This is a genomic window from Shewanella chilikensis, from assembly GCF_002836945.1.
GTDB classification, from domain to species: Bacteria; Pseudomonadota; Gammaproteobacteria; order Enterobacterales; family Shewanellaceae; genus Shewanella; species Shewanella chilikensis.
The window spans coordinates 60,503-79,196 of sequence record NZ_NIJM01000018.1 but is presented as its reverse complement, the minus strand read 5'-3'; the positions used below and the strand labels follow the sequence as shown (position 1 = coordinate 79,196).

Sequence of the window (18,694 nt, the reverse complement as noted above, 5' to 3'; positions counted from 1 at the left end):
GTCTGCGAGGAGACTTGTCCATCCTCTTTATAGACAAACGCCCTAAGCCAAATCGGCCTAGGGCGGTAAAAATATCAAAGACCCGATATCCTGTTAATCACAAGGCAGCTCCGCTTAAGTGAACTACGTTGCGCTTTTAAGCGGCATTTTTATTTGGCTTATTTGCGCAGTTCACGCCTGAGTATTTTGCCGACCGTGCTCTTGGGCAACTGGGCGACAAACTCTATCATTTTGGGCACCTTGTAGGCCGCGAGTTCTGCCCGGCAGTGGGCCTCAATGGCTGCTTGAGCTTTGGCGGCATCGACCTCGGGCTTGAGCACTATTACCGCCTTGACGGCTTCACCGCTGCGCTCATCTTCAACTCCGATAACCGCGCATTCAAGTACCAACTCACAGCGGGCCAGCACGTTTTCGACTTCATTGGGGTAAACATTGAAGCCGGAGACGATAATCAGATCTTTCTTGCGATCCACTATGCTGTGATAGCCATCTTCGCTCTCAATGGCGATATCCCCTGTCTTGAAGAAGCCATCTTCTGTCATCACAGCGGCAGTTTCATCGGGCTTTTGCCAGTAACCACTCATCACCTGAGGGCCGCGCACCGCGAGTTCACCGGCTTGACCTGGCGGCAGGGGCTGGTCATTGCCATCGAGAATTTGCACTTGAGTTTCGATAACCGGCTTGCCTATGCTGCCCAGACGTTCAAGCCCCGGCGCGTTGAGGGAGATAACCGGTGAGGTCTCACTCAGACCATAACCTTCAGATATGGTGCAGCCTGTGGTTTGTTGCCAGAGTTTGGCTGCGGCTTCGGTGAGGGCGGTACCGCCTGAAATGGTGATCTTCAGATGGGAAAAGTCCAGTTCACGGAAGGCTTGCTGATGGCACAGGCCAACAAAAAGGGTGTTAAGCCCGGCAAATCCGGTAAAGGGATATTTGGCCAAGGTCTTGATCAGCGAGGCTATGTCCCTCGGGTTGGGAATGAGCACTGTCAGGGCGCCGCGCTCAAAATAGAGCACCAGATTCACCAAAAAGGCGTAAATATGGTAGATGGGCAGTGGGGCGACGAAGATCTCTTCCCCCTGTACCAGGTTGGCGCCTATACGGGATTCACATTGCATGGCATTGGCAATCAGGTTTTTGTGGCTGAGCATGGCTCCCTTGGAAAGGCCTGTGGTACCGCCCGTGTATTGCAGCGCCACCAGATCGTCCAGCTTCAGCTTTACTTCGGTGAACTCCAGCTGACGTCCCTGTTCAAGAACCTTGGTAAATTCGAGGTTTTTCAGGCCGGTTTTGGGCTGAATTTGCGGCTCGATAAGATCCAGCGGATGAGTGGATATCACAGTTTCAATCGGGGTGCTGGCAACGACTTTGGCCAGAATCGGCAAGAGATCTGACAACACCACCAGCGCCTTGGCGCCGGAATCCTTGAACTGATGGATCAACTCCCGTTCGGTATACAAGGGGTTGGTATTTACCAGCACCAGGCCTGCGCGAATCGCGCCATAGGCGGCAATAACGAATTGGCTGATATTGGGCAGTTGAATGGCGATACGATCGCCGACTTGCAGCTGGGTGTTGTGCTGCAGGAAAGCGGCAAAGGCGCGTGAATCCCTCTCCAGTTCGCGAAAGCTGATGGCCTTGCCGAGGCAGGCAAAGGCGCTCTTGTCGCCGTAACGCTCACAGCTGCTGACTATCATATCCGCAAGAGAGTCATAGCGGGAAAAATCCAACTGAGTCTGGCTATCGTATACCTGATTCTGTATCACTCTTGTCATCACCTTTTCCTTTGGAATTTATTATTGTTATTGGGTTTTGAATGCTTATCCAGCCATGATGTTAACTTTGGCCCGTGCTTCCCCCGACACTTTCTGCACCTTTTGGGGTGCTTAGTAATGATCAGAGTTCAGGTTAGAGGCAAAGCGCGGCCAAGGCAATGGTGCCAGATGAAAAATCCTCTGCAATAAATGGGTTAATTGACTGTAATTAAGGATAAAAACATGCAGCAACTGCGGATAAAGTTTATTTCCGGTAGCCTGAGAAAAGGCTCGTTCAACACCCGTCTAGCCCATTATGCCGCCGCCGTGGCCGCCGAGCTGGGGCTGGAGTCTGAGGTGCTGACACTGAATGCGTGTCCCATGCCCCTGCTCAATCAGGATGACGAGGCCGAATTTGGCGCCCCCGAGGCTGCCGTGGCACTCAAGAGCAAGCTGTTGCAGAGCGATTGTCTGGTGCTGGTATGTCCTGAGTACAATGGATCCATTACCGCGGCACTGAAAAATGCCATCGATTGGCTGTCCCGTCCGGCAACTCAACCTGCGGGTAATGTATTTGCCGGTAAATGGGTGGCCTTGATGGCGGCAAGCCCGGGGGCACTCGGGGGGCTCAGAGGTTTGACCCCGGTCCGTGAGCTGATGTTTAACCTGGGGGCGCTGGTATTGCCCGAGCAGTTGGCGCTTGCCAAGGCTCACGAAGCCTTTACCGAAGATGGTTCTCTGCTGGGAGATGACCAGCAGAGCAAGGTGAAAAGCATACTGCAGGGGCTGATTGCCCAGCAGAGAAAAGGATAAAAAAGCGGGCGGCGAAGCCGGGTGAAACACTTCGCCGCCCTGAGGCAACTCACGGGGCAAAAAATACCGACTTCTGGCTGACGCTATTATCTGGCGCATCGGCCTCAAGCACTTTAAACAGCAGATTGCTGCGGTTGTTGTCGATTTGCGCCACAGGCACAGTCAGGGTCAGCGGCAATTCATACTGCTCGCCGGCGGCGATGTGAACGCGATTGGTCGACAACTGATAGGGCAGGGCGCCGCTGATCTCTATCCGGTATTGCTTATCCTGCTGGGTCTTATTGCGTATTTTCAGCAGATAGCTGTTTTCTATGCCGTCATCCAGGGTTTCCCGGTACAGGCTCTGGCGGTCGCGGATCACATTGAGCGTGATGGGATCCCGCGAGTAGATATCCAGCCCCATGGTGCAGAGTATCGCCAGCAAGGCGGCGCCATAGCCAATAAAGCGTTTGCGCTGCCATAGTGGCGGAGTTTGCCTGGTCAGTGACTCTTCACTGGTATAGGAGATGAGCCCGGGGCGATAGCCAAACTTGCTCATGGTCTGATCGCAGGCATCGACGCAGGCGCCACAGTTGATGCACTCATATTGCAGGCCGTTACGAATATCTATCCCGGTTGGGCACACCTCGACGCAGAGATTACAGTCGACACAGTCGCCAAGCTCTGTGGCTTGCTTGCGTTTTCTTGGGCCACGGCTTTCACCGCGCTGGGTATCATAGGTCACTGTCTTGGTGAAGGAATCGAACATGGCTGATTGGAACCTTGAGTAGGGGCAGCAATGCAGGCACATCTGCTCACGCATCCAACCGGCATTGAGATAGGTACACAGGGCAAAAAAGTACACCCAGGCGCTATCCCAAAAACCGGCGGAGAAGGTAAAAATCTCCGGATACAGCTGCTTGGCCGGTACAAAGTAGGCGATAAAGCCACAGCCGGTGAGCAGTGAAATCAATATCCACAGCAGGTGTTTGCCGCCGCGTTTGCTGGCCTTGCTGAGGCTCATGGGCGAAGCGTCCAGCTTGATCCTCTGGTTACGGCTGCCTTCCAGCTTCTCTTCTACCCAGGCGAAGCCGAACGTCCAGGCGGTTTGCGGGCAGAGATAACCACACCAGACGCGGCCCCAAAACAGGGTCACAAAAAACAGGGCAAAGGCGGCGGCGATAAAGAACCAGGCCAACAGGGTAAAATCCTGGGGCCAGAGGCTAGCACCAAAAAAGTAAAACTGTTGATTGGCCAGATCGAACCAGATGGCTTGCCGCCCCTGCCAGTCGATAAAGGGCAGTAACAGAAACAGGGCTATCAACAGGGCGTTGAGGCAGCTGCGCCAACGCTGAAAATAACCGCGTTGGCTACGAAAGTGGATTTTACCGCCTTGGTGGCTGCTTTTCTTGTCTTGGGGGGAGGGGATAAAAGTGACCGGAATCGCTTCCGATGACTGTCTTGCCTGTTGAACCATGCTATTTCCTGAATGACGACTGACATACGGCTAGGCAATCGCAAGAGACGTGCCAGTTCCAATACAGGATTAACTTGTTGATTTATATCTAATGTTTGTTTGGGTGCAGGGGAATTAACTCACGACATAACGTGAGTTGGCGATATGTCGTGACTTTTTCTGCCTTGAATCCCCAGTTGTGGCTTCAACTACCCTGGCGGCAGATCCCCAGCTTCTGCATCCGCGATCTCAAGGTGCTGGGGGGCAGCCCCAGACTGCTGGCCGCACCGCGTGGGCCGGATATTCGCCAGTGGCAGGCGTCCAGTGTCGCTTTGATATGAGCTGCTTCCACTTCGGCCAGAGTCTGACCCACAGTTGGCAGCGGCGTATCGCTGGGCAAGGGAGCGAGATGCAGTATCGGCTCGCGGGCAAGGATGGCTTCCCGTTCCAGCAGGTTTTGCAATTCACGTACATTTCCCGGCCATTGATATTGCATCATCCGCCGCAGACTATCGCCATCAACGCCCGCCAGGGGTTTACCCAGTTTCAATGACAGGCTCTTGAGCAGCTGTTGCACCAGCTCAGGGATATCTTCCCGCCGCTGTCTCAGTGCCGGGACCTTGAGCGGAAAGACATTGAGTCGGTAGAAGAGATCCATCCGGAACAGCCCTTGCTCCACCCGCTGCTGCAGATCGTGATGAGTGGCGGCGATCAGTCGAATATCCACCTTGATACTGTCGCTGCCGCCGACGCGTTCAAACTCCTGCTCCTGAATGACCCGCAGCAGCTTGGATTGGGCCTCGAGGCTGAGTTCGGCCACTTCATCGAGGAACAGGGTGCCTCTATGGGCCAGTTCGAAGCGCCCCTTGCGCCGCTGACTGGCACCGGTAAAGGCGCCTTTCTCATGGCCGAATAGTTCGCTCTCCAAGAGTCCGGCAGAGAAGGCGGCGCAGTTGACTGAGATCATCGGCTTGTCTTTGCGGCTGCTGAGTCTGTGCAACTGGCGGGCGACCAGCTCCTTGCCTGTGCCATTTTCCCCCTGGATCAACACGGTACTGTCGGTATTAGCCACCAGGCGCAACTGTTTGAGCAGGGTTTGGATCATCGGGCTGTTACCGGCAATCTCCTGGGTGCCCGTCTTGTCTTCCAGCTCGGCCTGCAGCCAGGAGTTTTCCGAGGCCAGTTGTTCCGATAGCGCCTGTATCTGTTCCAGCGCCTGACGCAGCGACAACTCAGTCTGCTTTTGCAGACTAATGTCGCGAAATATCGCTACTACGCCCTTGAGCTTACCGTCCTGCCAAACTGGGGTGGAACTATAGTGTACGGGAAAGCAGCTGCCGTCCTTGCGCCAGAAGACTTCCGTGGTTATTTCTCTGGCTTTGCCATCTTTGAGTGTCTGATAGATGGGGCAATCTTCGTGGGGATAGACACTGCCATCGGCGTGGCTGTGATGGTGAAAGTCGTGGATCTTGCGCCCCAAGAGTTCGGCGGCGCTCCAGCCGGTCATCTTCTCGGCCGCCGGGTTAATAAAGACGGCATTACCTTTAAGATCAAAACCATAAATGCCTTCACTGACGGCATTGAGCAAGAGGCGGTTTTCGGGCAAAAAGCTGTTTGAGTCAGACAAGGGCGGCTCCTTCGGCACTGAGGTCTGCGCCAGTATAGAGCCGCTTACCGGGCTTGTCAGTACAAAGGCACGATATATCGTGCCTTACTGGCTGATTTGAACATGAGCCAGCACCTTGAGCAGATCCTTGACCGTCAGGACGCTGGGCATTACGACCCCTTCGGGCACGGCCGGGCCATGGATGCGGTTATAAGGCACCCCGGCAACGCCCTGGGAGCTGAGATAGTTGGATACCGCCGGGTTGGGCTTACTGAGGTCGCCACGCATCAATACAATATTCGGCTCGGCCAGCGCCCTGACTATCTGCTCCCTATGGAGCACATTGGCCTTGTTGGCCTGGCAAATCAGGCACCAATCGGCACTCACATCGACGACGACTGTCTTGCCTTCGGCCACCAGAGCCGGGATTGCCTGGCTGTCTAGGACTTGCCAGCGCAGCTCCCGGTAAGCTTCATAATCTTCGCCGCGATACACAAAACTGACCACGGCGGCGACACAAAAAGCCATTCCCCCCAATACCAGGATCACCGCCATGGGGATCTTGGCGCCGCGGCGTTTTTTGATTAGCAGCAGCACAATCACCGCTATCAGGCTGAGCAGAGCCAATATGCTGAGAGTAAGTATCATCCGGGCCTCAATGGGTTTAGGGAGCTATATGGGCGCTCAGTATAGTCAGCAAGCCTTAAAACTAATTGAAAATTGGCGGCTCGAAAGCGCTGGCTTCATAGAGTATATTGACCAACCTGTTGCGAAAGGTGCTTGTTCTATATGAGGCCGGTGTTTGCACAAGACAGGGCAAAATGGTGTGTTTCATTGAGGGGGAACAATGAATTGGAGTGATTGGTTGGGACTGGTGGCTATCTCGTGTTTGGGGGCCATGTCACCCGGGCCGAGTCTGGCCATGGTGGTGCGTCACACCTTGGGTGGCGGTCGCAGTCGCGGCATTACCTGCGCCTGGGCGCATTCTTTGGGGATAGGTGTTTACGCCTTTATCACCCTTTTGGGTTTGGCAGTGGTACTGAAACACACCCCTCTGCTGTTTAACGGCATCGCCATATTGGGGGCGCTTTATCTTGCCTGGCTTGGGATTCAGGCACTGCAATCCAAGGGCGGCATGCAGCAAAAACTCAGTGCCGGCAAGCCGACGAGCATGCTGACAGCCGCCCGCGATGGCATTGCCATTTCGCTGTTTAACCCGAAAATTTTGCTGTTTTTCCTGGCCTTGTTCAGCCAGTTTGTCGCCGCCGCAGACAGCCTGCTGGGACGAGGCATCATAGTCTTGACCCCTATGCTGGTAGATGGCCTCTGGTACACCCTGATAGCCTTCCTGTTGTCTCAACCAAGGGTACTGCCCAAGCTGAGAGAAAAGGCGCAGTTGATTGACCGCCTCAGCGGCCTGGTGCTTATCCTGTTGGCCGGGCGGGTGATCTATTCACTGCTGTGATTGCAATGCCTGCTCGAGATGTTCCCTGAGGGCGATAACCAAAGGACTGAGCTGACGTCTGTCGGCGCAGAGCATATTGAGCGGTGCTTCTTCACCGCGCCACTCGGGGCAGAGTTGCAGCAGTTGACCATTTTTCAGCTCTTCACTGATATCGAGCCGTGACTTGTAGGCTATGCCTTTGCCGGCCACGGCCCAGCGCCGCACCAACTCGCCATCATCGGCGACTCTATCGCCTTTGACCTGCACAGTGATTTGGCCCGACGTTGACTGAAAATGCCATCTGCTGTGAGTCGCATCGGCCAGCATAAAGCACAGGCAGTTGTGCTGTGCCAGTTCCTCTGGGCTGCCCGGCGCACCGAACCTGGCAATATAGTCGGGAGAAGCGCACAACACCCTGTCATTTTGGCGGCAAAGCGGCAGGGCGATAAGCGCCGAGTCGGCCGGCAGGCCGTAGCGGATCACTATGTCGACGGGTTGGCGGTAGATATCCGTCAGGCGATCGCTTATCTGCACCCTGATACTCACCTGCGGGTGGCGTTCCATAAATTCATCCAATATCGGCAGCAAAAGGTTGCGGCCGAGATCCGATGGCAATGACAACTGCAACTTGCCCTTGAGCAGGCTCTGCCCTCGTTGGATCGCTTGAAAGCCGTCGTCGAGAATATTCAGGGCTTCATTGCAGTGCTGCAGAAAGATTTCGCCTTCCTGAGTTAGACGTAGGCTGCGGGTAGAGCGAACAAAGAGTACAGTGTTGAGTTGGGCTTCGAGGCGCTTGATGGCGGCACTGGTGGCGGCCGGAGTCAGATCAAGCAGTTGTGCCACCCGCGACAGGTTGCCCTGTCTGGCGGTTTCGCTGAATATTTTCAAGTCTTGCAATGCTCGTATCATGCGCGCTTACCGAGAATAGTCCTGTTGATGACTCTGGTATTTATGCCTGTAATTGGCAGATATTCAAATAAATTTTGAAAGTGTCGCGGAAGAAACAGAGACAGTGATGCGGCTGACGGGATCGAGAAGGACAGAGCCGGAATGGTGTAATAGTGCGGGGACACAGGCCCCGCAGCGGCAATAAACGGAACTCAGACTTTGAATTGCTGCACGGCATTATCGGCCGGTTCGGCAGCTTCTTCGCTGTTGACCACTGGAGGGTTGGCAATGTGATCTTCCAGGTTGTCATCCAACATGTCGCGATATTCGGCGGTAAACCACTCCAGGGCATTGGCTTTTTCGGCGCCCAGATCGGCAGACTTGATCGAGGCTTCAAAGGCGTTGAAGCGGGCGGCGGCAAATCTCAGGGCGGTGCCAACCTTGCCGACGTCGCCTTCTTGCTGGGTCAGTTCATTGGCGAGGGCGATAAACTGATCTGCTAACTGGAATATGGTGGTTTGGTTGCTGGCATCTGACATACTATATTCGCTCTTGCTAAGCCAAAGATTGAGGGCCGATTCTAACCTAAAAAGGCGCTGTGCCAAGGAAAAATATTGGCGATTGGGATCTGAATCCCCGCGCCTGCTTGCCAAGATCCTGGCATTTGGGCAAAAAGTTGCTTCAATAGTGGCTGCAGTTGTTGTCACTGAAGTCTGTGTTCGTGGGTTATCTTGGCTTACTCCTCAAGAGGTTGGCTTACAAAATTAACTCAGGTTCCTTCGAATACAGGCCTCAGAGTCTATGCTCGGCGCTTGTATCCCGCAGTCGGCGCTCTTAAGCTATGGCCTCTTTTACACAGAGGATTATCACCATGGCGCTTTCCACTGACTGGCAGGCATTTATCGCCGCTGAACAACAGGCCCCTTATTTTCAGCAACTCAGTGAGTTTGTCGCCGCAGAGCGCGCCGCCGGCAAGGCCATCTTTCCATCCGAGAAAGAGGTGTTCAGCGCCTTTGAGCTGACACCGCTGGATAAGGTGAGAGTGGTGCTTATCGGTCAGGACCCTTACCATGGTCCAGGGCAAGCCCATGGCCTGTGTTTCTCGGTCAAACCCGGGGTGAAGACACCGCCTTCGCTGGTCAATATGTACAAGGAATTGGCGACTGACATCCCAGGATTCGTAATCCCGGATCACGGCCATCTTGTGAACTGGGCCAAGCAAGGGGTCTTGATGCTCAATACTGTGCTGACGGTGGAGCAGGGCAAGGCGCACTCCCATGCCAAAGCGGGCTGGGAAACCTTCACCGACAGGGCTCTGCAGCTGCTAGATCAGCGTGACGAGCCGATTATTTTTGTGCTCTGGGGCAGTCATGCCATTAAGAAAGGCAAGCTTATCAAGGCGCCGCAGCACAAGATCTTAAGCGGCCCGCATCCTTCGCCTCTATCAGCCTACCGGGGTTTCTTTGGTTGTGGTCATTTCTCGGCCATCAATCAGCAACTCAAGCAGTGGCAGCAAGCGGAAATAGACTGGCAGGTGTAGGACGTATCCCCGGAATCCCTCTTGATTCTGTAAACTTTGAACTGCTTCGCGCAGGCCGGCAGTGACGGACTATTTCGCCCATGTACGCCATGGTGCCGATATAAATCATATACTGTGCCTGTGCGGCGACTGAGGTCCGAACTATCCCGACCAATAATGCTCAACCAGCCCCGAATGCATCTATGGGAACATAGGCTGAAGCCACGGTTCTGCCTTTATAATCCGTGAGCTGCAAAAAACATACTTTGATTGTGTGATTGCTCGGTTCGAGAAAGGAGCCGGTGCGGATACGCTTGCCTATGTTTGCCAAATAACTCTCTGCCTTTTAAAGCATTTCTTCCACGCGCTTGTATAGCGTTTTTAAGGGTTTGCTGTTGTAAATCTTTTAATTGTGATCTCCATCCATTGCCAAAGTGGGTGGATAAAGGTAATTTTCAGCGCTATATATTTTTGTATATATCGATTGGCGGTGAGGATAACAAGATTGGATAGAAGGAGTGTTATTAAGGGCGGCTTAAGTCTGGGCTTGCTGGCCTTTTTGCCGATGCTGGCCAATGGAACTGAGCTGACCTCAAACGGGCAATTGTCACTGCCACAGGCTAAAGATATCAAGCGGGTGGTCAGTGCCGGCGGGCCGGCGGACCTGCTGTTGCTGGCCTTGAGTCCGGAAAAACTGCTCGGCTATGCCCACCTCAAGCCGGCCTTGTTACAACAACATGGCTTTGCTCCGAGTCTGTGGCAAAAGCCCAGACTGGGCCGTTTGGTGGGGCGCAATGCCAGCCTTTCACTGGAAAAGCTGATGACTCTGGATGCCGATCTTGTCGTCGACTATGGCAACCTCAGCCAAAACTACCAGTCGATGGCACAAAAGGTGGAACGCATCAGCGGTGTGCCGTTTTTGCTGCTTGATGGCTCACTCGCAGGTACTGCGGCACAACTGAGAAAACTGGGGCAGGTACTGGGAGTCAACGAGCGGGCCGATTTTGTTGCCAAGCGCACCGCCGAAATCCTCAGTGATGCCAGAGAGTTTGGCCGCAGTTTGGCGGAGCCGCTCTCTTTTTACTTTGGCCGCGGGGCCACTGGGCTTGAAACCGGGGTTACAGGTTCCATTCATACCGAAGCCATAGAGCAGCTTGGACTTAAGAATGTCGCCAAGGCCGGTGACTATCGCGGCTTGGCCAAAGTCTCTTTGGAGCAATTGATGGCCTGGGAGCCTGAGCTAATCATCAGCCAGGATCCCGCCTTTATCCACTATATTCGCCAAGACCCTGTCTGGGGCACGCTGGCGGCTGTACGCAACAAGCGGGTCTATTGGTTGCCGAACAAGCCCTTTGGTTGGATTGACTCGCCGCCGGGAATAAACCGGCTGCTGGGGATGAGTTACCTTAGGTTGCTGTTGTCCGGCGCTGATGAGCAGGCCAAGCAAGCATTGGTGAAGGATTTCTACCGCGATTTTTACCACAGTGAGCTTAGTGGAGAGCAGGCTGCCAATCTGCTGCACCCCGCATGAACGACAGAATCAAATACCCACTGGCAGCCGGAATTTGTCTCAGCATTCTCTGTTTTGCTGCGGCCAGTGGCCAGTATCCTCTTAGCCTGGTACAGCAGGGGCAGGCGCTTTGGCATGCCATCGGTGGCGATGTGGCCGCCCTGGACAGCAAGAGCATCAGTGTCTTTTGGCATTTGCGGCTGCCCAGAATTTTGGCGGCGCTTATGATTGGAGCCGGTCTGGCCGCCAGCGGCGCCGCCTATCAGGGGATGTTCCGTAACCCTTTGGTGTCGCCTGATATTCTGGGCGTTTCCGCCGGGGCCGGCCTGGGGGCTGTTCTGGGCATCTACCTGGATTTACCGGTTTACAACATCCAGCTATTCGCCTTTCTCGGCGGTTTGCTGGTGGTGGCTCTGGTTTGTCTGCTGGCGCGGCTTAGTCGTCAGGGCGATCCAGTATTGTCTTTGGTTCTGGTGGGCATAGCTATTGGCGCCTTGTGCGGCGCCGGTATTTCATTGATGAAATTGTTGGCCGATCCCTACAGTCAGTTACCTTCCATTACTTTTTGGCTGATGGGCGGGTTGTCGGATATTACTCTGGAAGATCTCAAGTCTAGCCTGCTGCCCATGATACTGGGCTTGGTGCCGTTAATGCTGCTGCGCTGGCGTATGAATCTGTTAAGTCTGGCCGACGATGAGGCCAGCAGTCTCGGGCTCAACATAGCAAAAACCCGGCTGATATTTATTCTGGCGGCCACACTGCTGACTGCGGCGGCGGTATCCATTGCCGGGATCATAGGTTGGCTCGGGCTGGTGGTGCCGCATATCGCCCGCCTGCTGGTGGGCGCCGATTTCAGAAGGCTGTTGCCCATGTCCATGCTGCTGGGCGCCTTTATGTTGCTGCTGACCGACACCCTGGCGCGCACTCTGGCGCCAATCGAGTTGCCGCTGGGGATTTTGACCGCGTGTATCGGCGCGCCCTTCTTTATGTTTTTACTGTTAAGAGGCGGAGGCCGGGGCCAATGATAGCCAGCATGCAAGGTGTCACAGTGGGCTATGCCGGTAAGCCTTTGCTGGCGAATGTAGAGCTTTGCTTGCCGGAAGCTGAAATCGTCTGTTTGCTCGGATGTAATGGCAGCGGCAAGACCAGCTTATTGAAAACGCTGCTTGGCTTGCTGCAACCACTGGCCGGTGAGATAAAGATAGCCGGCAGGCAAATTCATCAATGGTCGCAGCGCGAGCTGGCACAGCAGATGGCCTATGTGCCGCAGGCGCAGTTGAGCCGTTTTTCATTTCGGGTGTTGGAAATGGTGCTCATGGGCTGCCAGTCGCGATTGGGGCCGTTTGCCGTGCCCGGCGCCAATGAGCAGAAGCGGGCGTTGGCGGCTTTGAAGCAGTTGGATATAGCTCACTTGGCCGATTGCGCCATGGATCAGATAAGCGGCGGCGAACGACAACTGGTATTGATTGCCAGGGCCCTATTGCAATCGCCAAGACTGCTGGTGATGGATGAACCGGCCGCCAGCCTGGATTTCGGCAATCAAATCAAGTTGCTGGCTCAGGTTAAACGACTCAAGCAGCAGGGAATCGCAGTATTGATGTCGACTCACCATCCACGTCATGCCGAGCTGTTGGCCGATAGCGTGGCCTTGGTGGAACCCGGTCATGGCCTGAGACAAGGTGCGGTGGCCGGGCAGTTGCAAGTATCAGGACTGGCGCAGCTCTATGGCGTCAGTGAATCTGCGATTGCCGAGCACCTTTGAGGTGTTGACGGGAGCGCTAAATTTTAAGCAAGGTGATTTCATGATAATAGAAGAGCTGGACTTTGCCGCCATGTACCGCGAGCACCTGCAAAGGGCTGAACGTAGCCACAAGAGTGCCGAACATTGGGACAAGCGCGCGGAAAAGATGGCCGAAAACTGCGCCAGACCCAAGGACAGTTACTTGGAGGGCTTTTTTAAGCTGATGGACTTGAGTGATTGCGACACGCTTTTGGATATGGGCTGTGGCCCTGGCTCAGTGTGTCTGGGGTTGGCCGACAAGATGCAGGCCGTCTATGGCCTGGATTACAGCAGCGGCATGTTGGAAGTGGCCAAACGCCGCGCCGATGCGGAAGGTTTGAGCAATGTCACTCTGATTAAGAGAGCCTGGGAAGATGATTGGAGCGACATCCCCGTGTGTGATATCGCAGTAGCGTCGCGCTCGACTCTGGTGGGCTGCCTCAAGAGTGCCCTGGAAAAGCTCAATCGTCAGGCCCGCAAAAGGGTTTATACCACACATACAGTCAGCTCAACCTTTATCGACCCCGCCATTATTCAAGCCATAGGTCGTAAGGTGGTGACTCTGCCTAACTATCTGTATGCGGTTAATATTTTGCAGCAGATGGGTATTAAGCCCAAGGTGGACTTCATCGAGTCCAGTGGTTGCATGAACCAGGCTGAGAGTTACGCTCAGTTTGAAGACAACGTTGCCTGGTCGCTGGGGCCGCTGGATGAACCCGAAAAACTGCGGTTGCAAGAGTATTATCAGCGTCATAAGCAACAAGGCAAACCTCTGCGAACCGGCGATCGCAGCTGGGCCATGGTCTATTGGGATGTGATACCCCAGGCCTGAGTCAGAGTCTGATTAGTTATTGCCCGGACTCGCATCGAGTTCCGGGTATTTTTTCAATAATTGATATATAGATATTTATATATCGATTGAATGTTGAAGGTCTGTAGTATGAAACCAAAGCACTATTACTCTATTCTGCCGCTGATGCTGGCTTCTCCGTTGGCGCTTGCCGATGGCAGCGTGGCTGAGTCTGAGAGTAAAAACGAAACCAAAATAGAAAGGATCAGTGTCTGGGGCAGCCCGATTGCCGCCAATCAGGACAGTATCAATCAAGATACCATCAAGATGCTGAACAAGCAGAACGTGGCCGAGGCGCTGAATATTATTCCCGGGGTTAGCCTGCAAAAATCCGGTCGCCGGAACGAGGTACAGGTCAAGGTTCGGGGTTTTGACAGTAGGCAGGTACCACTGTTTTTCGATGGGGTTCCGATTTATATCCCCTATGATGGCAATCTGGACTTAGGGCGGTTTCTGGCATCGGATCTTGCCTCGGTGGAAGTCTCCAAGGGGTATGCTTCCTTGCTGCAGGGGCCGAATATGATGGGCGGTGCCATCAACCTGACGACCCGCAGACCCAAGAATAGCTTTGAAGCACAACTGAGCGCTTCCCAAGGTTGGGCCCGTGGAGAGGACAACGGTTATAGCCTGGATGCCAGCTTGGCCGGTAGTAATGATTGGGGCTTTATCCAATTAAGCGGCAACAAGCTGGACAAAGACTTTGTCGGCCTGTCCCACGATAACGACAACCCGATTGCCGGCAGTGACGGCAAACGCGCCAACTCGGCATATAGTGATAGCCGCGGCACCGCCAAATTGGGTCTGACTCCCAATGAAACCGACGAGTACATCTTTACCTATATCCGTCAGGAAGGGGAAAAGAACAGTCCGCCTTATGCCGGCACGGAAGCCGATATTCGTCCTACCTATTGGCAGTGGCCGCAGTACGACAAACAGAGCTTTTACTACAGCGGCTATACAGAGTTCAGCCCTGGGGTTGTGTTGCACAGTCGCCTCTATCGTGATGAATTTGAAAACACTCTGAGGATATACAAGAGCCTGGAAAACCTGCAGCAACAAAAAGGCCCCTACAGTCATTATGACGATGCCAGCAATGGTGCCGGTCTGCAGCTCAGTATCGATATGCGCAAAGACGACATCTTGTCGTTTGCCGCTCACTGGAAGGAAGACCTGCACAAGGAACAAGGGGAGCCAGGCGGTGAGTTTGACAAGTACAAGGACAGAACCCTGTCGGCGGCAGTGGAGTATCAATGGGCACTAAGGGATAACCTGGATCTGGTAGGGGGCATCAGCTACGACTCCCGCAAGAGCCTTGAAGGCTACAAGCATGAAAAGGATGGCAGCCTGACCCGCTATGAAGACAACTCGCAGCACGCCTTCAATTGGCAAGTGATGGCCCGTTATGAATTGGCAAACCTGGATACACTGCAGTTGTCTTTATCCCAGCGCAGTCGCTTTCCGACATTGAAAGAACGCTACACCACTTTCAGGCCCGCCTATGGCCAAACCGCCATAGTCAACCCGCATCTGGAGCCTGAGCGGGCGACTAACCTGGAACTCAGTTATCAGGCAACTCTGGCCGCTAATTGGCAACTGGACAGCAGTGTCTACTATAACCGGGTGTCCGATGCGATTTTGACTCATAACATTACCCCGACGCTTATCCAAAACCGCAACAGCGGCAGGGTAGATTACAGCGGGCTGGATCTGGGGCTTTATGGCGATCTCAGCGATTGGGCCAGTGTTGGTCTGAGCTACAGCTATATTCACGCCGATGTTGAGGATGAGCAGCTCGATGTTACCGGCCTGCCGGATCATCAACTCTTTGCCTGGGTTAAGCTGACCCCGCTGGATAAGCTGGACATCATCCTGAGTCAGGAAGCTCGCAGCGACAGCCTCAGTAGCTCCAGAGGTACTCAGGTAGCCAGTGGCTTTGGTGTGACCGGCATTCGCTTCGATTATCGTCTCTGGCAGGGGCTGAGTGTTAATGCCTCGGTCAATAATCTGTTTGACCGCAACTATGCCTACAGTGAGGGCTTCCCCGAGGAGGGACGTAACTATTGGCTGGGAGTGGAGTACCGTTTCGGTCGTTAAGCCTTTCAAGGGGAGAGAAAACGGAAGAACCCGGCTATGACCGGGTTCTTTGTTATCTAATAGTGTTTGTGCTCAGAGAGCGTTAGCGCAGCAGAATAAACAGCAATGGCAGCAGGATGCCCGTGAGAGTCAGCCAGGTCTTGCGGCTCTTGAGCAGGTTGCCACTACGCAACATCACCAGCGCCGATAGCGCCAAAAACAGCAGCATGGCGGCATAGATGTCGGCAATCCAGGTCCAGGCGTCACGGGCATGGTTAAGATGCAGATAGTTGAGTGCCTGCAGTAATGGCCTGCTGTTTACTATCTCGGCCGAGACTGTGCCGGATACCAGGTTAGCGCTCAGTTGGCTGCCATCTTTGAGAAAGACTTGGTACTCATTATCGCTGGCACGATAACCGCTGCGGATATTATCCTGCAGCGAAAAGTGGCGGCTCAACAGGCTTTGAATGTCACTGTTACCCAGTGAAGGATTCAACCCTTCGACACGGCTCTCACTCTGGGTTATCTGGTAGTTGGGGTTCCAGTCATTGATGTGATTGACGGCAATTCCCGAAATGGCATACACCAGAGTCATGCCTATGCACAGATACCCTATGTCTCTGTGCAATAAACGGATCCTTTTGCGCAGCTTGTTACTCAGCATCACGGATTTCGACTCCGTATGGATGCAACTGATAGAAAGTCACTGCTTGAGTTACGGACTCAGGATCGAAGGGCTTGTTGTGTTGCTGGGCCTGATGCCCGAGATAAGCACGGGTCTGTTCGAGATCCAGCTCAATTGCCTCTAACGCTCCGGTAGCATAGGCTTTTTGCCCACGGGCACTGACGGGAAAGACCATCTCGCCGTCGCGAACCTTGACTCTCAATCGATCAAAGCTGTCGTCGGTTGCCAGTTCCATCCAGCAGCCCCGCTTGCTGCACACTGAGACTATGGTGCCTTCTACCGTGAGCTCCTTACCCACATAGTCATTCGGCGATGCCATCAATGTGGAAATGGGCACGAAGATATTCAGATCGACCGGTTCGCCGAACAGGTTGTCGGCACTGTAGGCCAGAGGGGAAATAAACAGGGCTGCCAATAAGATTAACTGATTGAAACGCATGGGAGGTGACCTTTGTAGTTGAATTTTTAACTGATAATACTGGGTATTTGTATGACGATACTGTTGAAGCGAGCACAGGTGTAGCAGTATTTATGGCATTGAAATTCAAATATGCGAGCGGGTTGGCACTTTGCCGATTAGTCAAGGTTATCTGTTTATTTTCAATAGGGTTTCCAATATGTTCAGATTAGCACCTGCGCTCAGATGAGAGCATAGTCCGAGACTGGTCAGAGTGCGGCCTAACGTGAAACAATAGTGTGACTGAAACATGAAAGGAAAACACATGCAGCCTATTTTGATCACCGGTATAGGAAAGCGTCTGGGACTGGCAATGGCCAAGGACTTGATGGCTCAGGGCTATCCACTTATCGGTACCTATCGCAGCCACTATACTGCTATCGAGGATCTCAAGGCCGCGGGCGCCGAGCTGTATCGAGTGGATCTTTTGCAAAATAGCGAGATCAAAGCCTTTATTGCCGAGGTAAAAAACAAGCACGAGTCTCTGCGGGCAATCATTCACAACGCCTCGGATTGGATGCCGGAGCGGCCTGACACAGACGCCGCAAAGGTTTTTGACAGCATGATGCAGATCCACGCCTCTGTGCCTTATCAGTTGAATCTGGCACTGGCGCCGCTACTGGAGACTGATGAGATAGGCTGCCGGGATATCATCCATATCAGCGATTATGTGGCGCAGAAGGGCAGTAAGAAGCACATAGCCTATGCCGCCAGTAAGGCAGCGCTGGATAATTTGACCCTGTCATTTGCCGCCAAGCTGGCGCCGGGTGTCAAGGTCAACGGCATAGCGCCGGCACTGATGCTGTTTAATGATCAGGATGATACTGCCTACCGGCAAAAGGCGCTTGCCAAGGCATTATTGCCCAAAGAGGGCGGTGAGCAGGAGATGCTGACCGCGGTGAAGTATCTGATGAGCAGTCGCTATATGACCGGCCGCACTCTGTCGCTCGATGGCGGGCGGCCACTCAAGTGATTCAATGCAGTAAGGGGCAACTGGGTTTTAACGCCAGTACATCGCAGCGCAGCTGATTGAGCATCTGTTCTGAGGCGTGGCCGTTGAGTTCACTCAACAAGCCCCTGTGTTCGGCCGCCCCCATGATGACTATGTTGCTGTGCCATTTTTGAGCGGCTTCCGGCACCACATGATCCGGCATGCCGCTGGCCAGATGTAACTGTTCGTCACTCAAGGCCAAAGGCCTGGCAACCTGTCGCAGTTTTTGCCACTGGTTGTCCTTTAGTGAACGACAGCCGAGTTGCTGGTTATCGAAGGCCATGCTGATGTCTGCTTCCTGATAGCAATTGAGCAGATGTAATTTTTGCTTTAGTAATCCGGCAAATTCATTGGCTTGTAGTAACAAGCTGTGATTGAAATGGGCATGATCTTCCGTGTCTTCATCCAACTCCAAAGCCGCCAGTAACGACCCTTGTTGTTCCCAAGGGGAGTCGCTGACAAACATCACCGGCAGAGACACACGTTGCAGCAGTTGCCAGTCATAGGTATGGCCCAACTCACACTGCAGGGCTGAGTAACTGTGATGCTCTACCAACAGCAGATCGTAATCTGCTTGTTTGAGCTCAATAAGAATGGCGGTCGGCAGATCCTTGGCCTGACATTGCTTCACGCAAAGGTTCAACTCTCTCGATGGATAATGGGGGCGTTTTTCTCTTAGATGGGAAACCAAGGGCTGTGGATGCACTTTTTGCTGTAACCACTGACCAATACCCTGATACTGGGGTGTTTTGACTCTGAGTAATGTGAGCTCGGCATGGCTGGCATTGGCCAGTTGCACCGCCTTTCTCAGGGCCAGCTTTCCTCTATTGCTGTCGTCTGAAACGGCCAGCAGGCGTGTAAAGACACTCATGATCCTATCCTCGAAGCC

Annotated in this window: 18 protein-coding genes; 9 read left to right on the top strand and 9 right to left on the bottom strand. The window is 53.8% G+C overall.

The window, feature by feature from the left end:
• Positions 1–158: 158 nt before the first annotated feature.
• Positions 159–1,775 (bottom strand): AMP-binding protein, encoded by a 1,617-nt coding sequence (locus CX651_RS09110; protein WP_101055722.1) that lies wholly within the window; start codon positions 1,773–1,775, stop codon positions 159–161.
• Between the two features lie 222 nt (positions 1,776–1,997).
• Here CX651_RS09110 and CX651_RS09105 point away from each other — a divergent pair, with 222 nt between their 5' ends.
• Positions 1,998–2,567, top strand: coding sequence for an NADPH-dependent FMN reductase (locus CX651_RS09105; RefSeq protein WP_101055715.1), 570 nt, complete (start codon positions 1,998–2,000; stop codon positions 2,565–2,567).
• Between the two features lie 49 nt (positions 2,568–2,616).
• Here the strand turns inward: CX651_RS09105 and ccoG are convergent, their stop codons facing one another.
• The 3 genes from ccoG to CX651_RS09090 all read right to left on the bottom strand — a co-directional run bounded on the left by ccoG (position 2,617) and on the right by CX651_RS09090 (position 6,256).
• Complete coding sequence (ccoG, locus tag CX651_RS09100; protein ID WP_101055714.1) at positions 2,617–4,023, bottom strand: cytochrome c oxidase accessory protein CcoG; 1,407 nt, start codon at positions 4,021–4,023, stop codon at positions 2,617–2,619.
• A 184-nt stretch (positions 4,024–4,207) separates the two neighbouring features.
• Entirely contained in the window at positions 4,208–5,629 is a 1,422-nt protein-coding gene (locus CX651_RS09095; RefSeq protein WP_229839775.1) for a sigma-54 interaction domain-containing protein, read from the bottom strand.
• Positions 5,630–5,713: 84 nt separating this feature from the next.
• Positions 5,714–6,256, bottom strand: coding sequence for a thioredoxin family protein (locus tag CX651_RS09090; RefSeq protein WP_224867904.1), 543 nt, complete (start codon positions 6,254–6,256; stop codon positions 5,714–5,716).
• Positions 6,257–6,455: 199 nt separating this feature from the next.
• Between CX651_RS09090 and CX651_RS09085 the strand changes: the two genes are divergently transcribed.
• Positions 6,456–7,073 (top strand): LysE family translocator, encoded by a 618-nt coding sequence (locus tag CX651_RS09085; RefSeq protein WP_101055706.1) that lies wholly within the window; start codon positions 6,456–6,458, stop codon positions 7,071–7,073.
• On the opposite strand, the gene CX651_RS09080 is transcribed toward CX651_RS09085, so the two are convergent.
• Positions 7,062–7,961, bottom strand: coding sequence for a LysR family transcriptional regulator (locus CX651_RS09080; RefSeq protein ID WP_267960452.1), 900 nt, complete (start codon positions 7,959–7,961; stop codon positions 7,062–7,064). The genes CX651_RS09085 and CX651_RS09080 overlap by 12 nt on opposite strands.
• 191 nt (positions 7,962–8,152) lie before the next feature.
• Positions 8,153–8,479 carry a DUF3144 domain-containing protein gene (locus CX651_RS09075; RefSeq protein WP_101055704.1) on the bottom strand — a complete coding sequence of 109 codons (327 nt, stop codon included), beginning with the start codon at positions 8,477–8,479 and terminating at the stop codon, positions 8,153–8,155.
• Between the two features lie 332 nt (positions 8,480–8,811).
• On the opposite strand from CX651_RS09075, the gene ung reads away from it, so the two are divergent.
• The 6 genes from ung (at position 8,812) to CX651_RS09045 (ending at position 15,693) form a co-directional block, all read left to right on the top strand.
• Complete coding sequence (ung, locus tag CX651_RS09070) at positions 8,812–9,480, top strand: uracil-DNA glycosylase (protein ID WP_101055702.1); 669 nt, start codon at positions 8,812–8,814, stop codon at positions 9,478–9,480.
• A 484-nt stretch (positions 9,481–9,964) separates the two neighbouring features.
• Positions 9,965–10,990, top strand: a complete 1,026-nt coding sequence (locus tag CX651_RS09065) for an ABC transporter substrate-binding protein (protein ID WP_146226007.1) — start codon at positions 9,965–9,967, stop codon at positions 10,988–10,990.
• Positions 10,987–11,994 carry a FecCD family ABC transporter permease gene (locus CX651_RS09060; protein ID WP_101055697.1) on the top strand — a complete coding sequence of 336 codons (1,008 nt, stop codon included), beginning with the start codon at positions 10,987–10,989 and terminating at the stop codon, positions 11,992–11,994. Before CX651_RS09065 ends, CX651_RS09060 begins: the two co-directional genes overlap by 4 nt.
• Positions 11,991–12,731: an ABC transporter ATP-binding protein gene (locus tag CX651_RS09055; protein WP_039033131.1), complete on the top strand. Its 741-nt coding sequence runs from the start codon at positions 11,991–11,993 to the stop codon at positions 12,729–12,731. Before CX651_RS09060 ends, CX651_RS09055 begins: the two co-directional genes overlap by 4 nt.
• Before the next feature lie 40 nt (positions 12,732–12,771).
• On the top strand, positions 12,772–13,581 hold the full coding sequence (locus CX651_RS09050; protein ID WP_101055696.1) for a class I SAM-dependent methyltransferase: 810 nt from the start codon (positions 12,772–12,774) through the stop codon (positions 13,579–13,581).
• Between the two features lie 108 nt (positions 13,582–13,689).
• Complete coding sequence (locus tag CX651_RS09045) at positions 13,690–15,693, top strand: TonB-dependent receptor plug domain-containing protein (protein WP_198552050.1); 2,004 nt, start codon at positions 13,690–13,692, stop codon at positions 15,691–15,693.
• Between the two features lie 82 nt (positions 15,694–15,775).
• Here CX651_RS09045 and CX651_RS09040 read toward each other — a convergent pair whose 3' ends face one another.
• Both CX651_RS09040 and CX651_RS09035 read right to left on the bottom strand, forming a co-directional pair.
• Positions 15,776–16,336 (bottom strand): PepSY-associated TM helix domain-containing protein, encoded by a 561-nt coding sequence (locus tag CX651_RS09040; protein ID WP_101055692.1) that lies wholly within the window; start codon positions 16,334–16,336, stop codon positions 15,776–15,778.
• A complete protein-coding gene (locus tag CX651_RS09035; RefSeq protein ID WP_101055690.1) occupies positions 16,326–16,796 on the bottom strand; it encodes a DUF4920 domain-containing protein in 471 nt (156 codons plus the stop codon). The genes CX651_RS09040 and CX651_RS09035 overlap by 11 nt, the downstream gene beginning before the upstream one ends.
• 283 nt (positions 16,797–17,079) lie before the next feature.
• Between CX651_RS09035 and folM the strand changes: the two genes are divergently transcribed.
• A complete protein-coding gene (gene folM / locus CX651_RS09030) occupies positions 17,080–17,787 on the top strand; it encodes a dihydromonapterin reductase (RefSeq protein WP_198552049.1) in 708 nt (235 codons plus the stop codon).
• A gap of 1 nt (position 17,788) precedes the next feature.
• Here folM and CX651_RS09025 read toward each other — a convergent pair whose 3' ends face one another.
• Entirely contained in the window at positions 17,789–18,676 is an 888-nt protein-coding gene (locus CX651_RS09025; RefSeq protein ID WP_101055686.1) for a universal stress protein, read from the bottom strand.
• Between the last annotated feature and the right edge of the window lie 18 nt (positions 18,677–18,694).